General features: G+C 71.1%; 18 protein-coding genes and 1 pseudogene. 14 read left to right on the top strand and 5 right to left on the bottom strand.

The annotated features are described in order from the left end of the window. Positions 1-470: 470 nt before the first annotated feature. The 7 genes and pseudogenes from PGH47_RS38015 to PGH47_RS37985 all read left to right on the top strand — a co-directional run. Positions 471-890: pseudogene (locus PGH47_RS38015) on the top strand (SDR family NAD(P)-dependent oxidoreductase); the annotation flags it as partial. Next, positions 870-1,127: an MmyB family transcriptional regulator gene (locus PGH47_RS38010; RefSeq protein ID WP_271668250.1), complete on the top strand. Its 258-nt coding sequence runs from the start codon at positions 870-872 to the stop codon at positions 1,125-1,127. The pseudogene PGH47_RS38015 and the gene PGH47_RS38010, both read left to right, overlap by 21 nt. A 92-nt stretch (positions 1,128-1,219) precedes the next feature. Beyond that, positions 1,220-1,693 (top strand): carboxymuconolactone decarboxylase family protein, encoded by a 474-nt coding sequence (locus PGH47_RS38005; RefSeq protein ID WP_107908714.1) that lies wholly within the window; start codon positions 1,220-1,222, stop codon positions 1,691-1,693. 36 nt (positions 1,694-1,729) lie between these two features. Then, positions 1,730-2,212 carry a cupin domain-containing protein gene (locus PGH47_RS38000; protein ID WP_271667212.1) on the top strand — a complete coding sequence of 161 codons (483 nt, stop codon included), beginning with the start codon at positions 1,730-1,732 and terminating at the stop codon, positions 2,210-2,212. A 22-nt stretch (positions 2,213-2,234) separates the two neighbouring features. Beyond that, entirely contained in the window at positions 2,235-3,458 is a 1,224-nt protein-coding gene (locus PGH47_RS37995) for a macrolide family glycosyltransferase (RefSeq protein ID WP_271667211.1), read from the top strand. Between the two features lie 3 nt (positions 3,459-3,461). Continuing rightward, positions 3,462-3,947, top strand: a complete 486-nt coding sequence (locus PGH47_RS37990; RefSeq protein ID WP_271667210.1) for a hypothetical protein — start codon at positions 3,462-3,464, stop codon at positions 3,945-3,947. Further along, positions 3,944-4,882 (top strand): hypothetical protein, encoded by a 939-nt coding sequence (locus PGH47_RS37985; protein WP_271667209.1) that lies wholly within the window; start codon positions 3,944-3,946, stop codon positions 4,880-4,882. Before PGH47_RS37990 ends, PGH47_RS37985 begins: the two co-directional genes overlap by 4 nt. An 8-nt stretch (positions 4,883-4,890) precedes the next feature. Here PGH47_RS37985 and PGH47_RS37980 read toward each other — a convergent pair whose 3' ends face one another. Next, complete coding sequence (locus PGH47_RS37980) at positions 4,891-5,790, bottom strand: UTP--glucose-1-phosphate uridylyltransferase (RefSeq protein WP_107908724.1); 900 nt, start codon at positions 5,788-5,790, stop codon at positions 4,891-4,893. Between the two features lie 147 nt (positions 5,791-5,937). Between PGH47_RS37980 and PGH47_RS37975 the strand changes: the two genes are divergently transcribed. From PGH47_RS37975 to PGH47_RS37950, 6 genes are all read left to right on the top strand, one after another. Further along, positions 5,938-6,705 carry a class I SAM-dependent methyltransferase gene (locus PGH47_RS37975; protein WP_271667208.1) on the top strand — a complete coding sequence of 256 codons (768 nt, stop codon included), beginning with the start codon at positions 5,938-5,940 and terminating at the stop codon, positions 6,703-6,705. A gap of 83 nt (positions 6,706-6,788) precedes the next feature. Beyond that, the gene (locus tag PGH47_RS37970) at positions 6,789-7,685 is read left to right on the top strand and encodes an RNA polymerase sigma-70 factor (protein ID WP_271667207.1); all 897 of its coding nucleotides are present in this window, start codon (positions 6,789-6,791) and stop codon (positions 7,683-7,685) included. 159 nt (positions 7,686-7,844) lie between these two features. Next, positions 7,845-8,339, top strand: coding sequence for an Ohr family peroxiredoxin (locus PGH47_RS37965; protein ID WP_271667206.1), 495 nt, complete (start codon positions 7,845-7,847; stop codon positions 8,337-8,339). 95 nt (positions 8,340-8,434) lie between these two features. Beyond that, positions 8,435-9,676 (top strand): NAD(P)/FAD-dependent oxidoreductase, encoded by a 1,242-nt coding sequence (locus PGH47_RS37960; protein WP_271668249.1) that lies wholly within the window; start codon positions 8,435-8,437, stop codon positions 9,674-9,676. Positions 9,677-9,807: 131 nt separating this feature from the next. Next, positions 9,808-11,508 (top strand): FAD-dependent oxidoreductase, encoded by a 1,701-nt coding sequence (locus PGH47_RS37955; protein ID WP_271668248.1) that lies wholly within the window; start codon positions 9,808-9,810, stop codon positions 11,506-11,508. Between the two features lie 114 nt (positions 11,509-11,622). After that, positions 11,623-12,369, top strand: coding sequence for an SDR family oxidoreductase (locus PGH47_RS37950; RefSeq protein ID WP_271667205.1), 747 nt, complete (start codon positions 11,623-11,625; stop codon positions 12,367-12,369). Positions 12,370-12,461: 92 nt separating this feature from the next. On the opposite strand, the gene PGH47_RS37945 is transcribed toward PGH47_RS37950, so the two are convergent. Beyond that, positions 12,462-13,136 carry a sigma-70 family RNA polymerase sigma factor gene (locus PGH47_RS37945; protein WP_271667204.1) on the bottom strand — a complete coding sequence of 225 codons (675 nt, stop codon included), beginning with the start codon at positions 13,134-13,136 and terminating at the stop codon, positions 12,462-12,464. Between the two features lie 91 nt (positions 13,137-13,227). Beyond that, positions 13,228-13,491: a WhiB family transcriptional regulator gene (locus tag PGH47_RS37940; protein ID WP_271667203.1), complete on the bottom strand. Its 264-nt coding sequence runs from the start codon at positions 13,489-13,491 to the stop codon at positions 13,228-13,230. Positions 13,492-13,695: 204 nt separating this feature from the next. On the opposite strand from PGH47_RS37940, the gene PGH47_RS37935 reads away from it, so the two are divergent. Then, positions 13,696-14,412 (top strand): sigma factor, encoded by a 717-nt coding sequence (locus PGH47_RS37935; RefSeq protein ID WP_271667202.1) that lies wholly within the window; start codon positions 13,696-13,698, stop codon positions 14,410-14,412. A 20-nt stretch (positions 14,413-14,432) separates the two neighbouring features. On the opposite strand, the gene PGH47_RS37930 is transcribed toward PGH47_RS37935, so the two are convergent. Both PGH47_RS37930 and PGH47_RS37925 read right to left on the bottom strand, forming a co-directional pair. After that, positions 14,433-16,229, bottom strand: a complete 1,797-nt coding sequence (locus PGH47_RS37930) for a stealth family protein (protein ID WP_271667201.1) — start codon at positions 16,227-16,229, stop codon at positions 14,433-14,435. A 30-nt stretch (positions 16,230-16,259) separates the two neighbouring features. After that, complete coding sequence (locus PGH47_RS37925) at positions 16,260-17,930, bottom strand: stealth family protein (protein ID WP_271667200.1); 1,671 nt, start codon at positions 17,928-17,930, stop codon at positions 16,260-16,262. Positions 17,931-18,002 lie beyond the last annotated feature (72 nt).

Here is an 18,002-nt window from a genome sequence, read left to right as displayed (position 1 = left end):
CTCAAGTCACCTCGACAGCGGTTACCGATGCGGGATGTCGTGGACCCGGCCCGGGCCGGTGCGGTCACGGACCGGGCGTCTGCCCGGCGCGGGGGCGCGGGCGCGCGAGTGCACGCAGAGGGCGGCCGCCCCGGGGGATGGGCGGCCGCCCCGTCGGAACGACCTGGGCCGGGACCCGCCGGGACGCGGGGCGTCGGCTCAGGTCAGACGGCGTGTTCTGCGGGTTCTCTCGGATGCGGCACGGTGAGAGTCTCGGTCGGCGAGTACGGGAAAAACCCTAGTAACGCCGAGGGCGCCTCGGGCGCCGCCGCGACCCCGAGGTGCGGCCCTCGCCGATGCCGGCCGGCGGCGGCCCCGGAGGGCTCAGCCATGTACTGCCGGACCATGGTTGAGCACCGCATGGATCAGGAAGTCCGATCGGCCGACGCTCGTACTCGACAGTGTTCACGAGTGCACGCCAGGAGCATGCGATGAAGGAAGTCACCGTCCCCGATCTGCACGGCCGGCTCGCCGTGGTGACCGGTGCGAGCGACGGGGTCGGGCTGGGGCTGGCCGAGCGGCTGGCCCGGGCCGGCGCGGAGCTGGTGCTGCCGGTCCGCGACGCGGCCAAGGGTGCCGCTGCCCTGGAACGGATCCGGGCCGTCGCCCCGGCGGCGAAGGTCTCCACGCGCGTCCTCGACCTGGCGTCGCTGGCCTCGGTCGAGGATCTCGCCGAGACCCTGCGGGCGCAGGGCCGGCCGATCGACCTGCTGATCAACAACGCGGGCGTGATGGCGCCGGCCACCCGGCACACCACGGCCGACGGGTACGAGCTCCAGTTCGGTACCAACCATCTCGGGCATGTGGCGCTGACCGGGCGGCTGCTGCCGTTGCTGCGGGCGGGCCGGGCAGACGCACTGCGGTCGGCCGGCGGCGAGTTCGCGGCGCTCTGGCGTACGCATCCCGTTCTCGGCCCGTACTGCGGCCCCAAGCGGTTCCGTCACCCGCGGCTCGGGCCGCTGGAGCTGCACTGCCAGACCCTCGTCGACCCCGACCAGTCGCAGCGGCTCCAGGTGTTCACGGCGGTGCCGGGCACCGAGAGCCACGAGAGGCTGCGCCTGTTGACGGTCCTCGGCGAACAGTGGTGAGACGTGGTTCACACATGCCGTGCTGTCACACCTTGCGGCCCCGTTCGGTCAGTGCTGTGCAGGCCATCCCGAACGGCAAGGAGAACATCACCGTGGAACCGCGTCTCGACTACTTCGGAAACCCCCTCGCGGGAAAGGTGCTGCGGCACATCAACTCGGCGAGCAAGCTGCTCGCGGACTCGTCCCTGCCGATCACGATCCAGGAACTGGTGAAGATCCGCGCCAGCCAGATCAACGGCTGCGGCTTCTGCACGGACATGCACACCAAGGACGCCGCCGAGGCCGGTGAGACCGCGCAGCGTCTGAACCTGGTCGCCGCCTGGCGGGAGGCCAAGGTCTTCACGGAGGCCGAGCGCGCCGCCCTGGAGCTGGCGGAGCAGGGCACCCGTATCGCCGACGCGGCCGGCGGCGTCACCGACGAGGCCTGGGCCGACGCGGCGAAGCACTTCGACGAGGAGCAGCTCGTGGCGCTGATCTCGCTGCTCGGCGTCATCAACGCCTACAACCGCATCAACGTCATCAACCAGCAGCCCGCCGGGGACTACCAGCCCGGCCAGTTCGGCTGACCGGCACGCCACCCCCGTACGAAAGGAGCGGTCGGCATGTCGTATCCGAAGCGGGTCTACGACGGTGACGGCGGCGAGATCAACGCGGACTTCCGGCCGGCGGACACCCTGCCGAACGTCGGCACCGCGGGCGCGGACGCCATCCACTACCTGGCGACCACGACCACCACGCGCGGCGAATTCGGGCTCTACCGGGTCGAGATGAGCGCGCGGGCGGGCGGCCCGAAGACCCACTTCCACCGCACCATCTCGGAGTCCTTCTTCATCCTCGGCGGCACCGTGCGGCTCTTCGACGGCGAACAGTGGGTCGACGCCCGGCAGGGCGACTTCCTGCACGTCCCGCAGGGCGGGCTGCACGCCTTCCGCAACGACTCCGACGCCCCGGCCGAGATGCTTCTGCTGTTCACGCCCGGGGCGCCGCGTGAGAAGTACTTCGAGGGGCTGTCGGAACTGGCTCACCTCACGGACGAGGAGCGGGCGAGGTTCTTCGACGAACACGACTCGTACTTCGTGGAGTAGGCGGGAAACGGGAGACAGGGCTGTGAGCACCATCGCGTTCCTCAACATCGGCATGCACGGGCACATCAACCCGACGCTGCCGGTGGTGGCCGAGCTCGTCCGGCGCGGGCACACGGTCACGTACCACACCTCGCCGGCGTTCCGTCAGGAGATCGAGGCCACCGGCGCGTCCGTGCGTCTCTACCCCGGCGGCGAGCAGCCGTTGCCCGATCCGCCGACGCCTCTCACCCTGCTGGAGTCGCTCGCGACCACGAGTCTGCATCTGCTGCCCACCGTGCTGGACGACCTGCGCCGCGACGGGCCCGACCTGATCGTCCACGACAGTTCCTGTCTGTGGGGCGCGGTGGCGGCACGCGAACTGGGGGTGCCGGCGGCCTCGTCGTTCACCACGTTCGCCTTCAACCGGCAGGTGCCGAGCCCCACTCACGCCTCGTGGGAACTGCTGGCGGCGGCTCGTGGTCAACTCGGCAGCGTACGGGGCTACTTGCGGGCCCGAGGAGAGCTGCGCCGCCGTTTCGACGCGCGCGGGCTGCCGCGGCTCGACCTGCTGAACATCCGCCAGGGGCTCAATCTGGTGTACACCTCACGGGCGTTCCAGCCCGCCGTCGAGCACTTCGACGAGTCCTACCGTTTCGTCGGCCCGAGCATCGGTGCCCGCCCGGCCGATCCGTCGTTCGACGCCGGCCGGCTCCGGAGTCCGGTGCTGTACGCCTCGCTCGGCACGGTGTTCGGCGCCGATCCGAAGCTGCTGCGTACGTTCGCCGTCGCGCTCGCCCCGCTGGGCGGCACGGTGATCGTGTCCACCGGGCAGACGGAACCCGAGGCCCTCGGGCCGCTGCCCTCCAATGTGGTTCCGCTGCGGTTCGTACCGCAGTTGGAGGTTCTGGACCGGGCGGCGCTGTTCGTCACCCACGGTGGGATGAACAGTGTCAACGAGGCCATGCACGCGGGGGTACCGATGCTGGTGGTCCCGCAGGGCGCCGACCAGCCGATGACGGCGGCTCGTGTGGTCGAGCTCGGCGCGGGTCTGTCGATCCGTACCGAGGACGTCGACAAGGGCTCGGTGCGCGCTCTCGCCCGACGTCTGCTGCACGAGCCCGCCTTCCGGGATGCGGCGACCACCCTGAAGGCCGCCCAGCACGACGCGGGCGGCTACCGGAGGGCTGCCGACGAACTGGAGCGGTACACGCAAGTGGCCGGCGCTGCCCGTCGGCCGGTCACCGCCGATCCGGGACGGCGGTGCTGAGCCATGTCCCTCGTCATCGTGCTGCTGCTGTTCGCCGGGCTGTCGGAGGCCGCCGGGCGCATCCTGCCGCTGCTGGCGCGCCGGCCCGGCATGCCCCGGACCCTGGTGGTCGGGCTGCTGATCGGCGCGGGTCTGGTCGAGGCCGCCGTATTCACGCTGTGGCCGCTGACCGCGTGGACCCTGGCCGAGCTGCCGACGTCCTCCCCGCCGGCGGGCGAAGCCCTGGAGTGGACGCCGGGCCTGGCAGCCCCGTTGCTGCTGTGCGCCGTGCTCGCGTTCCCGCTGCTCGGACCGCTGCTCCACCTGCTGCTGTTCGTGGGGGTCGGCGCCGGTCTGGCCGGACCGCTCGCGGCGGCGACCGATCTCGGCTGGTGGGAGGCCGCCGGCTGCGTGGCCGTCGCCGGGGTGGGACTCGGCCTCGCCGTCGAAGCCGTACGGCGGCTGGTCGTGCGGCTCAGTACGCCTCGTACACCGGAGCCGATCCCATGAACGACTTCCTGCTCTGGGCCTGTGTGCTCGGGCCCGTCCTGCTCGCCGAGGGGCTGCTGGCACGCTACGAGGTGCTGGCCTACAGCGCCGGCTTCCGGTCACCCACCACCGAGCTGCCCGAGGGCATGCCCTACGCCCGGGGCGCGGCCGCCGACGCTCCCCCGGCGGGGTACCTGGTCTACCTGGACGGCATCGGCAAACGCCGCGTCCGGGACACCCGGGACGGCGGGCAGCTGGTCAAGGCGGTGCTCGCCGGGGCGCCCGAGCTGCGGGTGCTGGGCCAGGTGCAGCCCTACTCGCCGCTGGCCGACCCGCTCGCCGACCGTCCGGTGTGGGCGTGGCTGCGCCGGCACATCGGTCTGCTGCTGTTCCTGCACAACGTCATGCAGATCTTCGTCGCCGCCGACCACCGCTACCGCCCCCTGTACAACCGGGCCGTCGGCTCCCAGATCGCCACGCAGCTGCGGCTGGCCGGCTACCGGCCCGACAGCGGGGTGCCGGTCGTGCTGCTCAGCTACAGCGGCGGGGCGCAGGTCGCCACCGGCGCGGTCGGCGAACTGCACGCCCGGCTGCGCTGCCCGCTCGTGGTGATCACGCTCGGCGGGTTCCACAACGGCGCCAACGACCTCTCACAGGTCGAGCGGCTGCACCGCCTCACCAGTGCGTACGACCGGATCGAGCGGGTCGGCACCTGGATGTTCCCGCAGCGCTGGCCCCTGTTCCGCGGGAGCGGCTGGAACCGGGCCCGGCGCGCCGGGAAGATCACCGTGCATCGGCTCGATCCGGCGACCCACCTCGGCCCCGGCAGCTACATCAGCCGGGACCGGAGGCTGCCCGACGGGCGCAGCCTTCTCGACCGCACGGCCGACACGGTGATCTCCCTCATCCGCGCCCGGCAGGACGCGCCGGCGGCGACGGACCGGCCCGTGCCGTGAGCGCCCGGTCAGCCGGCGTCGTCGAGTCCGGCGACCAGGCCGCGCAGGAGAGGCCCGTACTCGGGGTGGGCGAGGGCGGACGCCATCTGGGCGACCAGGTAGTCGGCCGGGTTGCCGGTGTCGTACCAGCGGCCCTTGATGACCTGCCCGTACACCGCGCGGGTGGCGGCGTAGGCGTTGATGGCGTCGGTGAGATAGACCTCGCCGGTGCGGTGCTCGTACCAGCGGCGGGTCTGCTCGCGAAGTTCGTCGATGATGCCGGGGGTGACGACGTAGCCGCCGATGGCCGCGTACGAGGACGGGGCGGAGGCGGGCTCGGGCTTCTCGACGAGGCCGGTGATACGCAGCTGGCCGTCCCCGAGGTCCTCCTTGACGATGGGCACGCCGTAGCGCTGGGACTCGGTCGGGTCCATGGGCAGCAGGGCCAGCACCGGGCAGCCGGTCTGCTCGTAGGCGCGGATCAGCTGCTGGGCGCGGGGCACCTCGGCCACGAAGACGTCGTCGGGCCACAGCACGAGCACGGGTTCGTCGCCGAAGGAGCGGGCGGCGTTCAGGACCGGGGTGCCGTTGCCGTACGGGCCGTACTGGTCGAGGTAGGTGATGTGGCCCTTGCGGGCCAGCTCGGCGACCTCCTCGACGGCGTCGGCGTAGGCCGTCTTGCCGTCGGCGCGAAGCTGTTCGACGAGGGCGGGGTTGGGGCGGAAGTGGTCCTGGATGAGGCTCTTGCCGCCGGAGACCACGATGGTGATGTCGGTGATTCCGGAGTCCACCAGCTCGCGCACGGTGTGCTCGATGACCGGCTTGTCGCCGACCGGGAGCATCTCCTTGGGTGTCGCCTTCGTCAGGGGCAGCAGTCGGGAGCCGAGTCCGGCGGCGGGGATCACAGCCCTGCGGATCGTCGGGGACATCGCATCTCTCTCGGTCGGTCGGCGCGTCGCACCGGCAGGCGCGGCACGATCGACGCTACCAACGCCTGTCACGGCCCTGCCCGGCGCCGGTGCGCTGTCCGTCGAGCCCGCTGTCACAGATGGGGCGTCCGGCCTGTCTATCTCTGTATGCTCCCTTTTCTGCCAGATGTCACCGTTGATCCGCCGAGCCCGGAGCCACGGGACGCCTACGAGGTCAGTGCCGAGTTCTACGACATCCTTCAGGCGGACCGGGACAGGGCCCGGGTGCACCGGTTCTACGCCCGCGACGTGCGTACCGCCCGCGGGGGCGTGCTGGACGTCGGTGCCGGGACCGGGCGGGTCACGCTCATGAGCCTCGCCGAGTCGCGGGTTCCCGTGCACGCGGTCGAGCCGACGCGCTCCATGCGGTCGCTGCTGATGACCCGCCTTGCGGCCCTGCCCGCCGACATGAGGACGCGGGTCACCGTGCACCCCCAGGGGCTCGGCGAGGCCGGGCTGCGGGAGGTCGCGGACGTGGCGATATGCCACAACACGATCGGCTGTCTCCCGCCCGACGCGCGCCGCGCGCTGTGGCCGGCCGTGGCCGGAGCGCTCGTGCCCGGCGGAGTGCTCCTCGTCCACCTCCCGCCCGACCGCCTCCCCCGTGACGAGGTCACGCACGTCCTGCCGGCCCAGAAGGTGGGCCAGCACGTGTACGGAGGGCGCATGGTGATGTCGGCCGACGCGGACCGGATCCGTACCCGCTTCGACTACTGGGTGGGCGGCGCGCGGGGTGTCCTGCGCGAGTACACGGAGACGTTCTGGATGTGGCCGGCCTCCCGGACGGAGGTGATCGCGGAGCTCGCGGGCTCCGGGTTCGTGCCGCTGCCCCGACGGGCCGATCCCGCCGTGCTGGCCGTACGGCTCGCGCGTTGACGGCCGTCCGGCGCGGGCGGCCCCGGCCGCGCGTCCGGCCATACCCGCTTGTAGCCTGGTCGTCCAGGACTGGAGGACATTCCATGCGCGCCGAGGACGGCACCGACTCCCTCGACCGGGCAGCACAGCAGTTCATGGCGGCGCGCCCCCAGCTCTTCGGTATCGCCTACCGGATCCTCGGCACCGCCGCGGAGGCCGAGGACGTCGTCCAGGACGCGTGGCTGCGGTGGCAGAAGACCGACCGCGGCGAGATCAAGGAGCCGGCCGCGTTCCTCGCGACCGTCACCGCCCGGCTGGCGATCAACGTCGCCCAGTCCGCCAGGATGCGGCGTGAGTCCTACACCGGGCCCTGGCTGCCGGAGCCGGTCGACACCAAGGCGGATCCACAGCTGGGTGCCGAGCGGGCCGAGGCGCTCGACATGGCGGTGCTCCTGCTCCTGGAGAAGCTCAACCCCGTGGAACGGGCCGCGTATGTGCTGCGGGAGGCCTTCGACTACCCGTACAAGCGGATCGCGGAGATCCTGGAGACGAACGAGGCGCACACCCGCCAGCTGGTGACCCGGGCCCGCAAGCACATGGCGGCGGAGCGCAAGGAGCCGGTCAGTTCGACCGCGCACAAGCGCCTGCTGGAGGTGTTCCTCGACGCGGCCCGGACGGGCAGCCTGTCAGGGCTGGAGAACGTCCTCGCGGAGGACGTGGTCAGCTACGCCGACGGCGGCGGCATCCGCGGGGCGTCCAAGATCCCGGTCGTCGGCCGGCTGCACGTCTCCAAGTACCTCGCCGCCTTCGCCCCTCGGTTCTGGCCCCCGGCGGAGGTCCGCTGGGTCGAGGCCAACGGCCGCCCGGCGGTCCTCGTGTCGGCCGAGGGAAACCCGGTGGCGCTGCTCTGCGTCGACGTCTCCGAGCGGGGCATCGAACGCATCATGTGGGTCATGAACCCGGCCAAGCTCGCTCCCTACGTGGCGTCGCTGACCGACTGAGGCCGACGGCCGCGCCCCTGCTCGCGCCGACGGGTGTCACAGGTTCGGTGACTGGTCGGTCAACCTGCCACACCCTCGACCAGGCTGAGGTGCGGCGAAGATGGCATGTGGAGTGACCGGTGCGGGGGTCCCGCCCCGCTGCCGGGCGGGAGGCGCCCGATGAGCGAGCCGTTCGAGTTGCCCGGCCTGTCCACCGACAAGGACTACGCCGGTGAGTCCTTCGCCCCCATCTACACCACCACCGTGACGGTGAACGGCGGCCCGTCGAGTCACGGACGGGCCTCCGGCAGGGCGCGCTCGTCCGACGGGGTCCTCGACATCGAGCTGCGCATGCCCGCCGAACTGGGCGGCGACGGCCGGGGCACGAACCCCGAGCAGCTGTTCGCGGCCGGGTTCGCCGCCTGCTTCCACGGCGTCCTGAGCCTGGTGGCACGCCAGGAGGAACTCGACCCGGCCCCGATCACCGTCGAGGCCACCGTGGCCTTCGGCCGCGACCCCGGCGACGGCGGCTACCTGCTGCACATCGACCTGCTGGTCGGCTGGCCGGACATCGACCCGGAGATCGCCGCCCCACTCCTGGCGAAGGCCGACTCACTGTGCCCGTACGCACGGATGGCCTGGCGGGGAACGCCGACGACGATCACTCTGGCGTAGGAGATCTCTGTGTCACGGATCGGGGAGCTGCGCGGTCTGACGAGGTGACCCGCCGGACACACCCGACTCGCCGCGTGCGACATCTGAGACGAGGAATCCCCGTGAACACCTTTGTGATCGTCGGCGGCGGCCTTGCCGCGGGCAAGGCCGCGGAGAAGCTGCGGGAGCACGGCCACAGCGGCCGGATCGTCATCGTCGGTGACGAGCGTGAGAAGCCGTATGTGCGGCCGCCGCTGTCGAAGGGCTATCTGCTGGGCACGGAGGAACGCGATTCGATCTTCGTGCATCCCGACGACTGGTACCCGGACAACGACGTCGAGCTGCTGCTCGGCACCCGCGCGAGCGCCATCGAGCCGAGCGCCCGGCAGGTGGCCCTGGAGGACGGCCGTCTGCTCTCCTACGACCAGCTCCTGCTGGCGACCGGATCGTCGCCGCGGCGGCTGGCCGTCCCGGGGGCCGACCTCGACAACGTCCTGTACCTGCGCCGGGTGGAGGACAGCGAACGGCTCAAGTCCGCCTTCCGGGCGGGCCGGAACATCGTCGTGATCGGCGGCGGATGGATCGGCCTCGAGACCGCGGCGGCCGCCCGGACGGCCGGCGCCGACGTGACCGTCCTCGAACACTCGGAGCTGCCGCTGCTGAAGGTGCTGGGGCGTGAGGCGGCCGAGGTCTTCGCCGCGCTGCACGCCGACCACGGCGTCGAGCTCCTGCCGAACGCGGGGGTGGAGTCGCTCACCGGGACCGACGGCAGGGTGAGCGGGGTGCGGCTCGCCGACGGGCGGCACCTGCCCGCGGACGCCGTGGTCGTCGGCATCGGCATCACCCCGAACGTGGGGCTCGCCGAGGACGCGGGCCTGGAGGTGAGCAACGGCATCGTGACCGACGAGCACCTGCGGACCTCGGTGGACGGCATCCTCGCCGCCGGTGACGTCGCCAACGCCCGCCACCCGCTGCTGGGCCGTCACCTGCGGGTCGAGCACTGGGCCAACGCCCTGCACCAGCCGGAAGTCGCCGCGCTGAGCATGCTCGGCAAGGACGCCGTGTACGACCGGCTGCCGTACTTCTTCACCGATCAGTACGACCTCGGCATGGAGTACACGGGCTATGTGGAGCCGGGTGGCTACGACCGTGTCGTCTTCCGTGGCGAGCCGTCCGAGCGCCGGTTCATCGCGTTCTGGATGGCGGGCCGTCGCGTGCTGGCCGGGATGAACGTCAACGTGTGGGACGTCGTCGACCCGATCCGCACGCTCATCACCTCCGGCGCGGACGTCGACGACAAGCTCCTCGCCGATCCCGACGTCCCCCTGGACGGCGTCCTGTCCGGACACGACAGGTGACGACGAACACACGCGGAAGGGGTGCCCGGGCGCCGGGACACTGTCACAGATGAGCCGCCGGTCCGGTCGTAACTGGTGACATCCCCCGATCGGAGAAGACCGTGGCTATCACCGAACAACGTCTTTCCACCATGGTGCTGGTGATCGGCACCGGCGGTGCGGGCCTGCGCGCGGCGATCGAACTGGCCGAGGCCGGTGTCGACGTCCTCGCGGTCGGCAAGCGCCCCAAGGAGGACGCCCACACGGCGTTGGCCGCCGGCGGCATCAACGCGGCCCTGGCCACGATGGATCCCGAGGACAGCTGGCAGCAGCACGCGGCGGACACGATCAAGGAGAGCTATCTGCTCGCCGATCCCCGCACCGTCGAGATCGTCACCCAGGGGGCCGCCCGCGGCATCGACGACCTGGAGCGGTACGGCATGGCCTTCGCCCGTGAGGAGGACGGCCGTATCTCCCAGCGGTTCTTCGGCGCGCACAGGTTCCGGCGGACCGCGTTCGCCGGCGACTACACCGGTCTGGAGATCCAGCGCACGCTCATCAGGCGAGCCCAGCAGCTCGACATCCCCGTCCTCGACGGTGTCTACATCACCCGGCTGCTGGTGCACGACGGCGCCGTCTTCGGTGCCTACGGCTTCGACCTCGCGAGCGGGCGGCGCTACCTGATCCACGCGGACGCGGTGATCCTCGCCGCGGGTGGCCACACGCGGATCTGGCGGCGCACCTCCTCACGGCGCGACGAGAACACCGGCGACTCCTTCCGGCTGGCCGTGGAGGCGGGCGCGCGGCTGCGCGACGCCGAGCTGGTGCAGTTCCACCCCTCCGGGATCATCGAGCCGGAGAACGCGGCCGGGACCCTGGTCAGCGAGGCCGCCCGCGGCGAGGGCGGGATCCTGCGCAACGCCCTCGGGGAGCGGTTCATGGCCCGCTACGACCCCGACCGGATGGAGCTGTCCACCCGCGACCGGGTGGCCCTGGCCTCGTACACGGAGATCAAGGAAGGGCGGGGCACGCCCAACGGCGCGGTGTGGCTCGACGTCTCCCATCTGCCCCGGCAGACGATCATGACGCGGCTCCCCCGCGTCTACCAGACTCTGCTCGACCTGCAGATGCTGGACATCACCCGCGAGCCCATCGAGATCGCGCCGACCGCGCACTACTCGATGGGCGGGGTGTGGGTGCGTCCCGAGGACCACAGCACGGACGTTACGGGGCTGTACGCCATCGGTGAGGCGTCGAGCGGGCTGCACGGAGCGAACCGGCTCGGCGGGAACAGCCTCATCGAGCTGCTGGTCTTCGGCCGGATCACGGGGCAGGCGGCGGCCGCCTACTCGCAGTCCCTGACCGCGCAGCGGCGTTCGGCGGAGGCCGTCGCCGAGGCCCGTGCGGAGGTCGACGATCTGCTCGCCGCGGACGGTCCTGAGAACGTGCGCGCGCTGCAGCGCGCCATCCGCAACACCATGACGGAGCACGCCGGTGTCGTACGCGACGAGGAGGGCCTGCGGGCGGGCCTCGCGGAGCTCTCGGCGATCGAGAAGCGGATGGCGGACGTCGGCGTGCACCCGGACATCGCCGGCTATCAGGACCTCGCGCACGCCTTCGATCTGAAGTCGGCGGCCATGGCCGCGCGGGCCACGCTCGAATCGGCGCTGGAACGTCGCGAGACGCGTGGCTGCCACAACCGCAGCGATCACCCGGAGCAGGATCCGGCTCTGCGGATCAATCTCGTGTGGTCCCCGGCGACCGGTGTGACCCGCGAGAGCATCCCGGATGTTCCGGACGAGATTTCCGCGCTGATGCAGGAAGTCTCGACCGAAGGAAAGCTTGTCGAATGAGCCGATGGCGCCGGGCGGAAAATCTTCCGGATTTCCGCCCGGGGCCTGTCACAGGCAGAACCCCTGCCCTGTCTCTTCTGGTGCAGAACGAATTTTCTCCGAGAGGAATCCGTCATGAAGGTCGTAGTGATCGGTGGAACCGGGCTCATCGGCTCGAAGCTGGTCGGCAAGCTGAACGAGCACGGGCACGAGGCGGTCGCGGCCGCGCCCAACACCGGCGTCAACACCCTCACGGGAGAGGGTCTCGCGGAGGTGCTGAAGGGCGCGTCGGTCGTGGTCGACGTGTCCAACTCCCCGTCGTGGGAGGACGAGGCCGTCCTGACCTTCTTCCGGACCTCCACGGCCAACCTCCTCCGGGCGGAGGCCGAGGCCGGTGTGACGCACCACGTGGCGCTGTCCGTGGTCGGCACCGACCGGCTCCAGGAGAGCGGGTACTTCCGCGCCAAGCAGGCGCAGGAAGAGCTGATCAAGGCGTCCGGCTTGCCCTACTCCATCGTCCACGCCACCCAGTTCTTCGAGTTCGTCAAGGGGATCGCGGACATCTCGACCGACGGTGACACCGTGCACCTGTCGTCGGCCAAGTTCCAGCCGATCTACTCCGACGACGTGGCCGCGGCCGTCGGCCGCACCGCGGTCGGCGCGCCCGTCAACGGCGTGGTGGAGATCGCGGGCCCCGAGGTGTTCCAGCTCGACGAGCTGATCCGAAAGACGCTCGCCGACGCGAACGACCCCCGCACGGTCGTCACGGACCCGAAGGCCCCCTACTCCGGTGCCCAGCTCCAGGAGACGACGCTCCTGCCGGGTCCGGACGCGCACATCGCGGAGACCAAGCTGTCCGACTGGATGGCACGGCAGCGGTAGAACACCGCCGGAAAGTGGCTCCTGCCGACGCGCAGGGGCCATTCCCCGTCATTTGCCGTTCCCACTCTGGACTCGCCTTCATGACCGGTCGGTCATGCGTGCGCGTCCGTCGAGAGGACCGCTTCCAGAGGCGCGAGGTCGCCGTACCGGGCCGCGGCGAGGAACGCCTGGACGAGCCGGCGGTGCGCGACGGAGTCCACGGGCTGCCGGGGACGGTCCGCGGCGAGCCGCTCCTGGGCCCTCGACGCCTGCTGCCTGGTGTTGTCGACGCCGATGCCCAGGAGCTCGGCGATCCGGCCGTACGGGTAGTCGAAACCCTCCCGCAGGACGTACACCGCACGCTGCCTGGGTGTCAGCGTCTGCATCAGCAGGCGGACCGCTCCCTCGGCGACGTCGTGCCGTTCCGCCACCGCTTCGGGTGTGGCGTCGAGGTCCGTGGACTCCGGGAGCCAGGGACTGGCACAGGACTCCCGGCGCTTCCAGGCGGACTGGACGAGGTTGATCGCGAGGCGGGCGGTAGTCGTCCTGAGCAGCGCCGAAGGGTTGCGGACGACGGTGCGGTCGGCCCGCTGCCAGCGCAGCCAGGCTTCCTGGATGACGTCCTCCGCCTCGTTGGTGTCACCGACAATCCGGTGGGCGATCTTGAAGAGACCGGGTCTGGCCTGCATGAAAACCGATGTGGCGTCGTCAGGTACGACCATCGCCGGGGCGGCCGTCCCGACCGCCCCCTTGCGGCCCGGCCCGGCTTCGACCAGATGCGTCTCCACGACCGGCTCCCTGGCTCGGTGGGTCGGCGGCCCGTAAAGCGGCCTACTCCAACATCTCGCCACGGACGACCGACCGCACCTCGCGGCAGGGTCAGGGTGAGACGCGTCCCGGGGAAGCGGGTACCGGGCGCCGGGTCATGGCCTGGCGTTCCTGTTCCGTGGTGCCGCCCCAGATGCCGTCCATCGGCCCCGCGTCTAGGGCCCAGGCGAGGCACTGCTCACGCACCGGGCAGCGTCGGCACACGGCTTTCGCCTCGTCCGTCTGGATCAGCGTCGGACCGCTGGCGCTGTGCCCGACGGGGAAGAACAGATCTGGGTCCTCGGCCTGGCAGCTCGCCCTTTCACGCCATTCCACGGAAGACCTCCTCGGCGATCGACTGCCGGTGCCGCAAGAGGCGCGGCACGGTCCGTCACCGCTGTGACCGGATGGCCGCCGATTTCGTGACAGGCGGGCCCTGTCACAGGGCGCGGGCCTGTCCGGTCACACCTGACGAGCGGACGCATCACGAGAACGATGCGGTGGTCGTCCTGGGGAGCTGCGCGCGAGGGAGGTCGGGCTGTGGCGGGTGCGGACGATGCGGTGTCGCTGGTGGAGCTGGTGGACGAGCGGCGGCATCTGCTGGATGTGGCGTTCTGGATGCTGGGCAGCGGGCGCGAGGCCGAGCGTGTGATCGACGAGGCGTACCGGCGGTGGTTCGGGCTGCCGGAGGCGGAGCGGACCCGGATCTTGGAGCCGCGGTCGTGGTTGTGCCGGGTGGTGGGCGGCGCGTGCCTGTCCCGGCTGGCGTCGCCGGGGCAGTGCGGGGCGGGCGCGGACGCGGTCGGTGGGGTGCTGGTGGACTCGTCGTCCCCGGCGGACCGGGCGCGCCGGAGTCTGCGGGCACGGCGGGGGCGGCCGACGACGGTGGAAGAGCACGACACGGTGGTACGGGCGGTGCGTGAGGCGTGTGCGCGTGAGGACGAGGAGGTGCTGGCGTCGTTGCTCGCGGCGGACACGGCGGCGTTCTTCGACGGTGGCGGGAAGGTCCGGGCGCTGATCGGGCCGGTGGAGGGAAGGTTGCCGGTGGCGCGGAGCCTGCTGACGCTGCTGGCGCGGCATCCGCGGACCACGCTGGCAACCCATGCGGTCAACGGCCGGACCGGGCTGGTGGTGCGCTACGGACGTCAGGTCGCCGCGGTCATCGGCCTCGACGTCGTAGGACCGCACGTCGTGCAGGTCTGGGTCACCCTCAACCCCGACAAACTCCGCACCTGGAATCACACGGTCGGCCCGTGACGTCGGGCCGGCCGGGGCCTCTACCGCGCCAGGCGTTCCTGAGCCACTTCACCGCTCGGTGTGACCGGGCGCGGGGTGATCACGGGTGCCGTCCCTTCGAATCGGCTGGGGAACGGGTACTTCCGTTCCAGGAAGTCGTGGATGACGGCCTGCGCCGCCGATCGCGCGGCCGGGTCGGTGTCCACGTCGTTGAGGCAGAAGAAGTCGATGTCCTCGCCGGCCGCGAGGCGGGCCAGGCGGCGCCGCATGTCCGGTGTGCCGAGTTGGACGTAGCGGAACCGGTAGTCGGCGGGGACGGCACGGCCGCTCATGATCGCCCAGTGATGGTGGAGCGTGGACGCCGGAGCGACGTCCGAGGTGGAGCGGAAGCGCGAGTAGGAGGTCCGCTCGAGCTCCTCGATGCCGAGGCTCTCCATCTCCCGCATGACCGACAGCAGTTGGGGATGCGGGGTGTGCAGCGACTTGTGGGTGATGTTCGTGCCGTGGAAGCGTCTGATCACCTCACGGGCGTTCTTGCCCGCGGAGTTCGGGGCCGGCTCCAGCGGATGCGGGGCGCCCACACCGAGCTTCAGCGGTGACAGCGGGATCCGGGCGATGCCGTTGCCGTGGAAGAAGTGCTCGGCCCGAACCGGGCGGTTGATGAAGACGTCGTCGTTGAAGTAGAGGTAGTGGTCCGACAGGCCACGGATGTGGTGCAGCCTGCTCTCTATGGCATGCGAGTTGAACACGGGGAGCGCGTCGGCCGGGAGGATCTCCCGGTGATCGACCACCGTCAGGCCCGCCGCGTCCGGGTCCAGCCAGGCGGGGAGCTGGGAGTCGGTCACGAGGTAAACGTGCCGCACGAACCCGGCGTACATCTCCAACGAGCGCAGCGCGTACCTCAGTTCGTCGTGGTCGGTGTAGCGGGAGGCGCCGGTCTCGCGCGGGGCGATGACGTTGTCGGAGAGCGCCTGGTGGGCGCGCCGCTTCGCGGCCATCGCGGGGTCGTCCCCGTCGACCCAGGTGTACACGGCGTCGACGGGGAAGCGCACCTCGTCGATGCCCGGCTCGGCGAACGGGGCGAACGTCGGCACGCTGCGGCCGTGGGACGCCACCGCTGCCGGCTGCTGCGCCGCCACCGGCAGCACCTCCGACACGGGGTTGCGGCGCGGTGCGACGAGCGCCGTGCCGTAGGTGTCCGGCAGCCGGCTGCCGGGCACGGTGAGCCAGGACGGGTCCCCCGAGGCGGTGCCGAAGTCCCGGCCGTGCCGCCAGAACTCGATGTCGCACCCCGTTTCGAGGCCGGTGAGCACCTGCTTCCCCGGGCCGAGGCGCACCACTCCGGTGCGGAGCACCGCGGCCCGCTTCAGCGCTCGCGGCAGCTTCCGGTCCGCCCACAGTGCCGCGTTCGTCACCGCTCCGTCGGGGCCGACGGCGGCGACATACCCGACGGTGCCGGCGAAGCGCCGGGCGGCCTGCGTCAGGACCATGCCGCGGTACGTCTCCGCGACGCCGACGATCTGCCGCGGCCCGCCCTGCCCGAGGTCGGCGGGGACGAGGAAGTACGGGACGCCGAGCTCCTCCAGCAGGGCGCACACCCGGTCGAGATCGGCTTCAACGGCGTCCGCGGCGGTGTAACCGGCGACGGTACGGCCGTACAGCCGCATCGGTCCGAAGGTGACCCGGCGCAGTCCCGGGTCGGCGGCCCGCAGGCGCCGTCGGGGCCGGGCCGCGCGCAGCGCCCACAGCCGGGCCGACAGCCAGAGCCCCAGGCGTACCAGAGTGTTCCGCACTGCCCGCACGCCCCCGAGCGCGGCAGCGCGGTGCCGGATGTCCATGCCCCCCATGTCCATGCCCCCCAGCCCCCGTCACTTCTGCTTCTCGAACGGACTCGCGAAGGGGAAGTAGTCCTCGAGGAACTCGTTCATCCGGACACCGACCCGCTCCCGTTCCTCGGGCGGCACATCGACGTCGTTGAGGCAGAAGAAGTCGAAACGGCGGTTGCGGCGCAGGTCCGCCAGGCGTCCTTCGGCGTCCGGGCGGCTGATGTTCACGTACCGGAAGCTGTACTTCCCCGTTACGCCGTGGCCGGTCATCAGTGCGTACTGGTAGAGCAGCGGAGCCGTCATGGCCAGGTCCTGCGGGGAGCGGAAGCGGGACGCCGTGGTGCGGGCGATGTCCTCGCGGAAGAGCTCTTCCAGGGTCTGAAGCGTCTCTCGCTGCTGCGGCAGCGGGGTGTGCATGAAGTTGTTCGTCGTCATCCGCCCGAACTTCTCCAGCAGCAGCCGACGGACGTTCTTGTTCGCGGAGTTGGTGGCCGTCTCCTCGGCGTGCGGCTTGCCGACGCCTATCTTGAGCGGGGACACCGGGACCTTCATCAGGCCGCTGCCGTGGAAGAAGTGCTCCGCGGTGACCCGGCGGCCGACGAACACGTCGTCGTTGAAGTACAGATAGTGCTCCGACAGGCCCGGGATGTGGTGCAGCCGGGTCTCGATGGCGTGCGAGTTGAACACCGGCAGGACGCCGTCGGGAAAGATGTCCCGGTGGTCGACGACGGTGATTCCCGGGGCGGTGTCGTCGAGCCAGTGCGGCTTCTGGCCGTCGGTCACGAGGTAGATGTGCCGGACGAAGTCGGCGTACATGGCGAGCGAACGCAGCGAGTACTTCAGCTCGTCGTGGCTGGTGTAGCGCGAGGCGTTGGTCTCTTTGTCCAGGATCTCGGCGATGCCGTTCTCCTGGTAGCGGGCCCGCTTGGCCCGCATCCGCGGTTCCTCACCGTCCACCCAGGTGTAGACGATGTCGACGGGGAAGGTCACGTCGTTCACGGTGGGCAGGGTGAGCGGGGCGAAGCTCGGCAGCTCCCGCTCGCCGACCCGTACCGCGACCGGCTGCTGCTCGGCCGCCGGCAGTACGTCCGTGATGCCGTTGTTCCGCGGCGCGACGAGGGACTCGGCGAAGACGTCCTCGGACGCCTGCGGCTGCACCTTGGCCAGTCGGCGGGGCCCGTCGTCGGAGGCGAGGAGGTGTGCCCCGTCGTCCCAGAACTCGACGTCGCAGGCGAGTTCCGGCCCGGCGAGCAACTGGCCCGAGGGGCCCAGGTGGTTCTCACCGATCCGCAGTACGGGTGCCGTGCGCAGCGGGGTCGGCAGTACGCCGTCCATGAACAGGGCGGGGTTCTTGAGCTTGCCGCCGGGCAGCGGTCTGCCGATGAACACCGCCCTGCCGGCGTTCTGTTCCTCCAGGGTGGCGAGCAGGCGCTCCCGGTCGACGGTGTTCACGCCGACGGTGTGGCGGATGCGCGAGGCCGGTACCAGGAAGTACGGGACGCCTGCCTGCTCCAGGGCGGCGACGACCAGGCCGAGGTTGGCGGCGGCGGCCTCGGCGGCGCTGAACCGGGTCACGACCCGGCCGTAGAGCTGCTGGCCGCGTACCGCCACGGGGCGGAGCACCGGGTCCGTGATCGCGGCCCTGCGGCGCCGCCGCATGGTGCGCAGTTGCCAGACCTGTTCGGCGGCTCTCCGCTCGACTCGCGGTCTCATCCGCCGGGCAAAGGAACGCACGGTCACGTTCTGAGCTCCTCTTCATCAACCCCTGAACATCCCTGCGTTAGC

This window comes from Streptomyces sp. HUAS 31 (assembly GCF_028198125.1).
In the GTDB taxonomy this organism is placed as follows: domain Bacteria; phylum Actinomycetota; class Actinomycetes; order Streptomycetales; family Streptomycetaceae; genus Streptomyces; species Streptomyces chartreusis.
The sequence above is the reverse complement of the archived record's forward strand: the minus strand, read 5'-3'. Positions and strand labels throughout refer to the sequence as shown.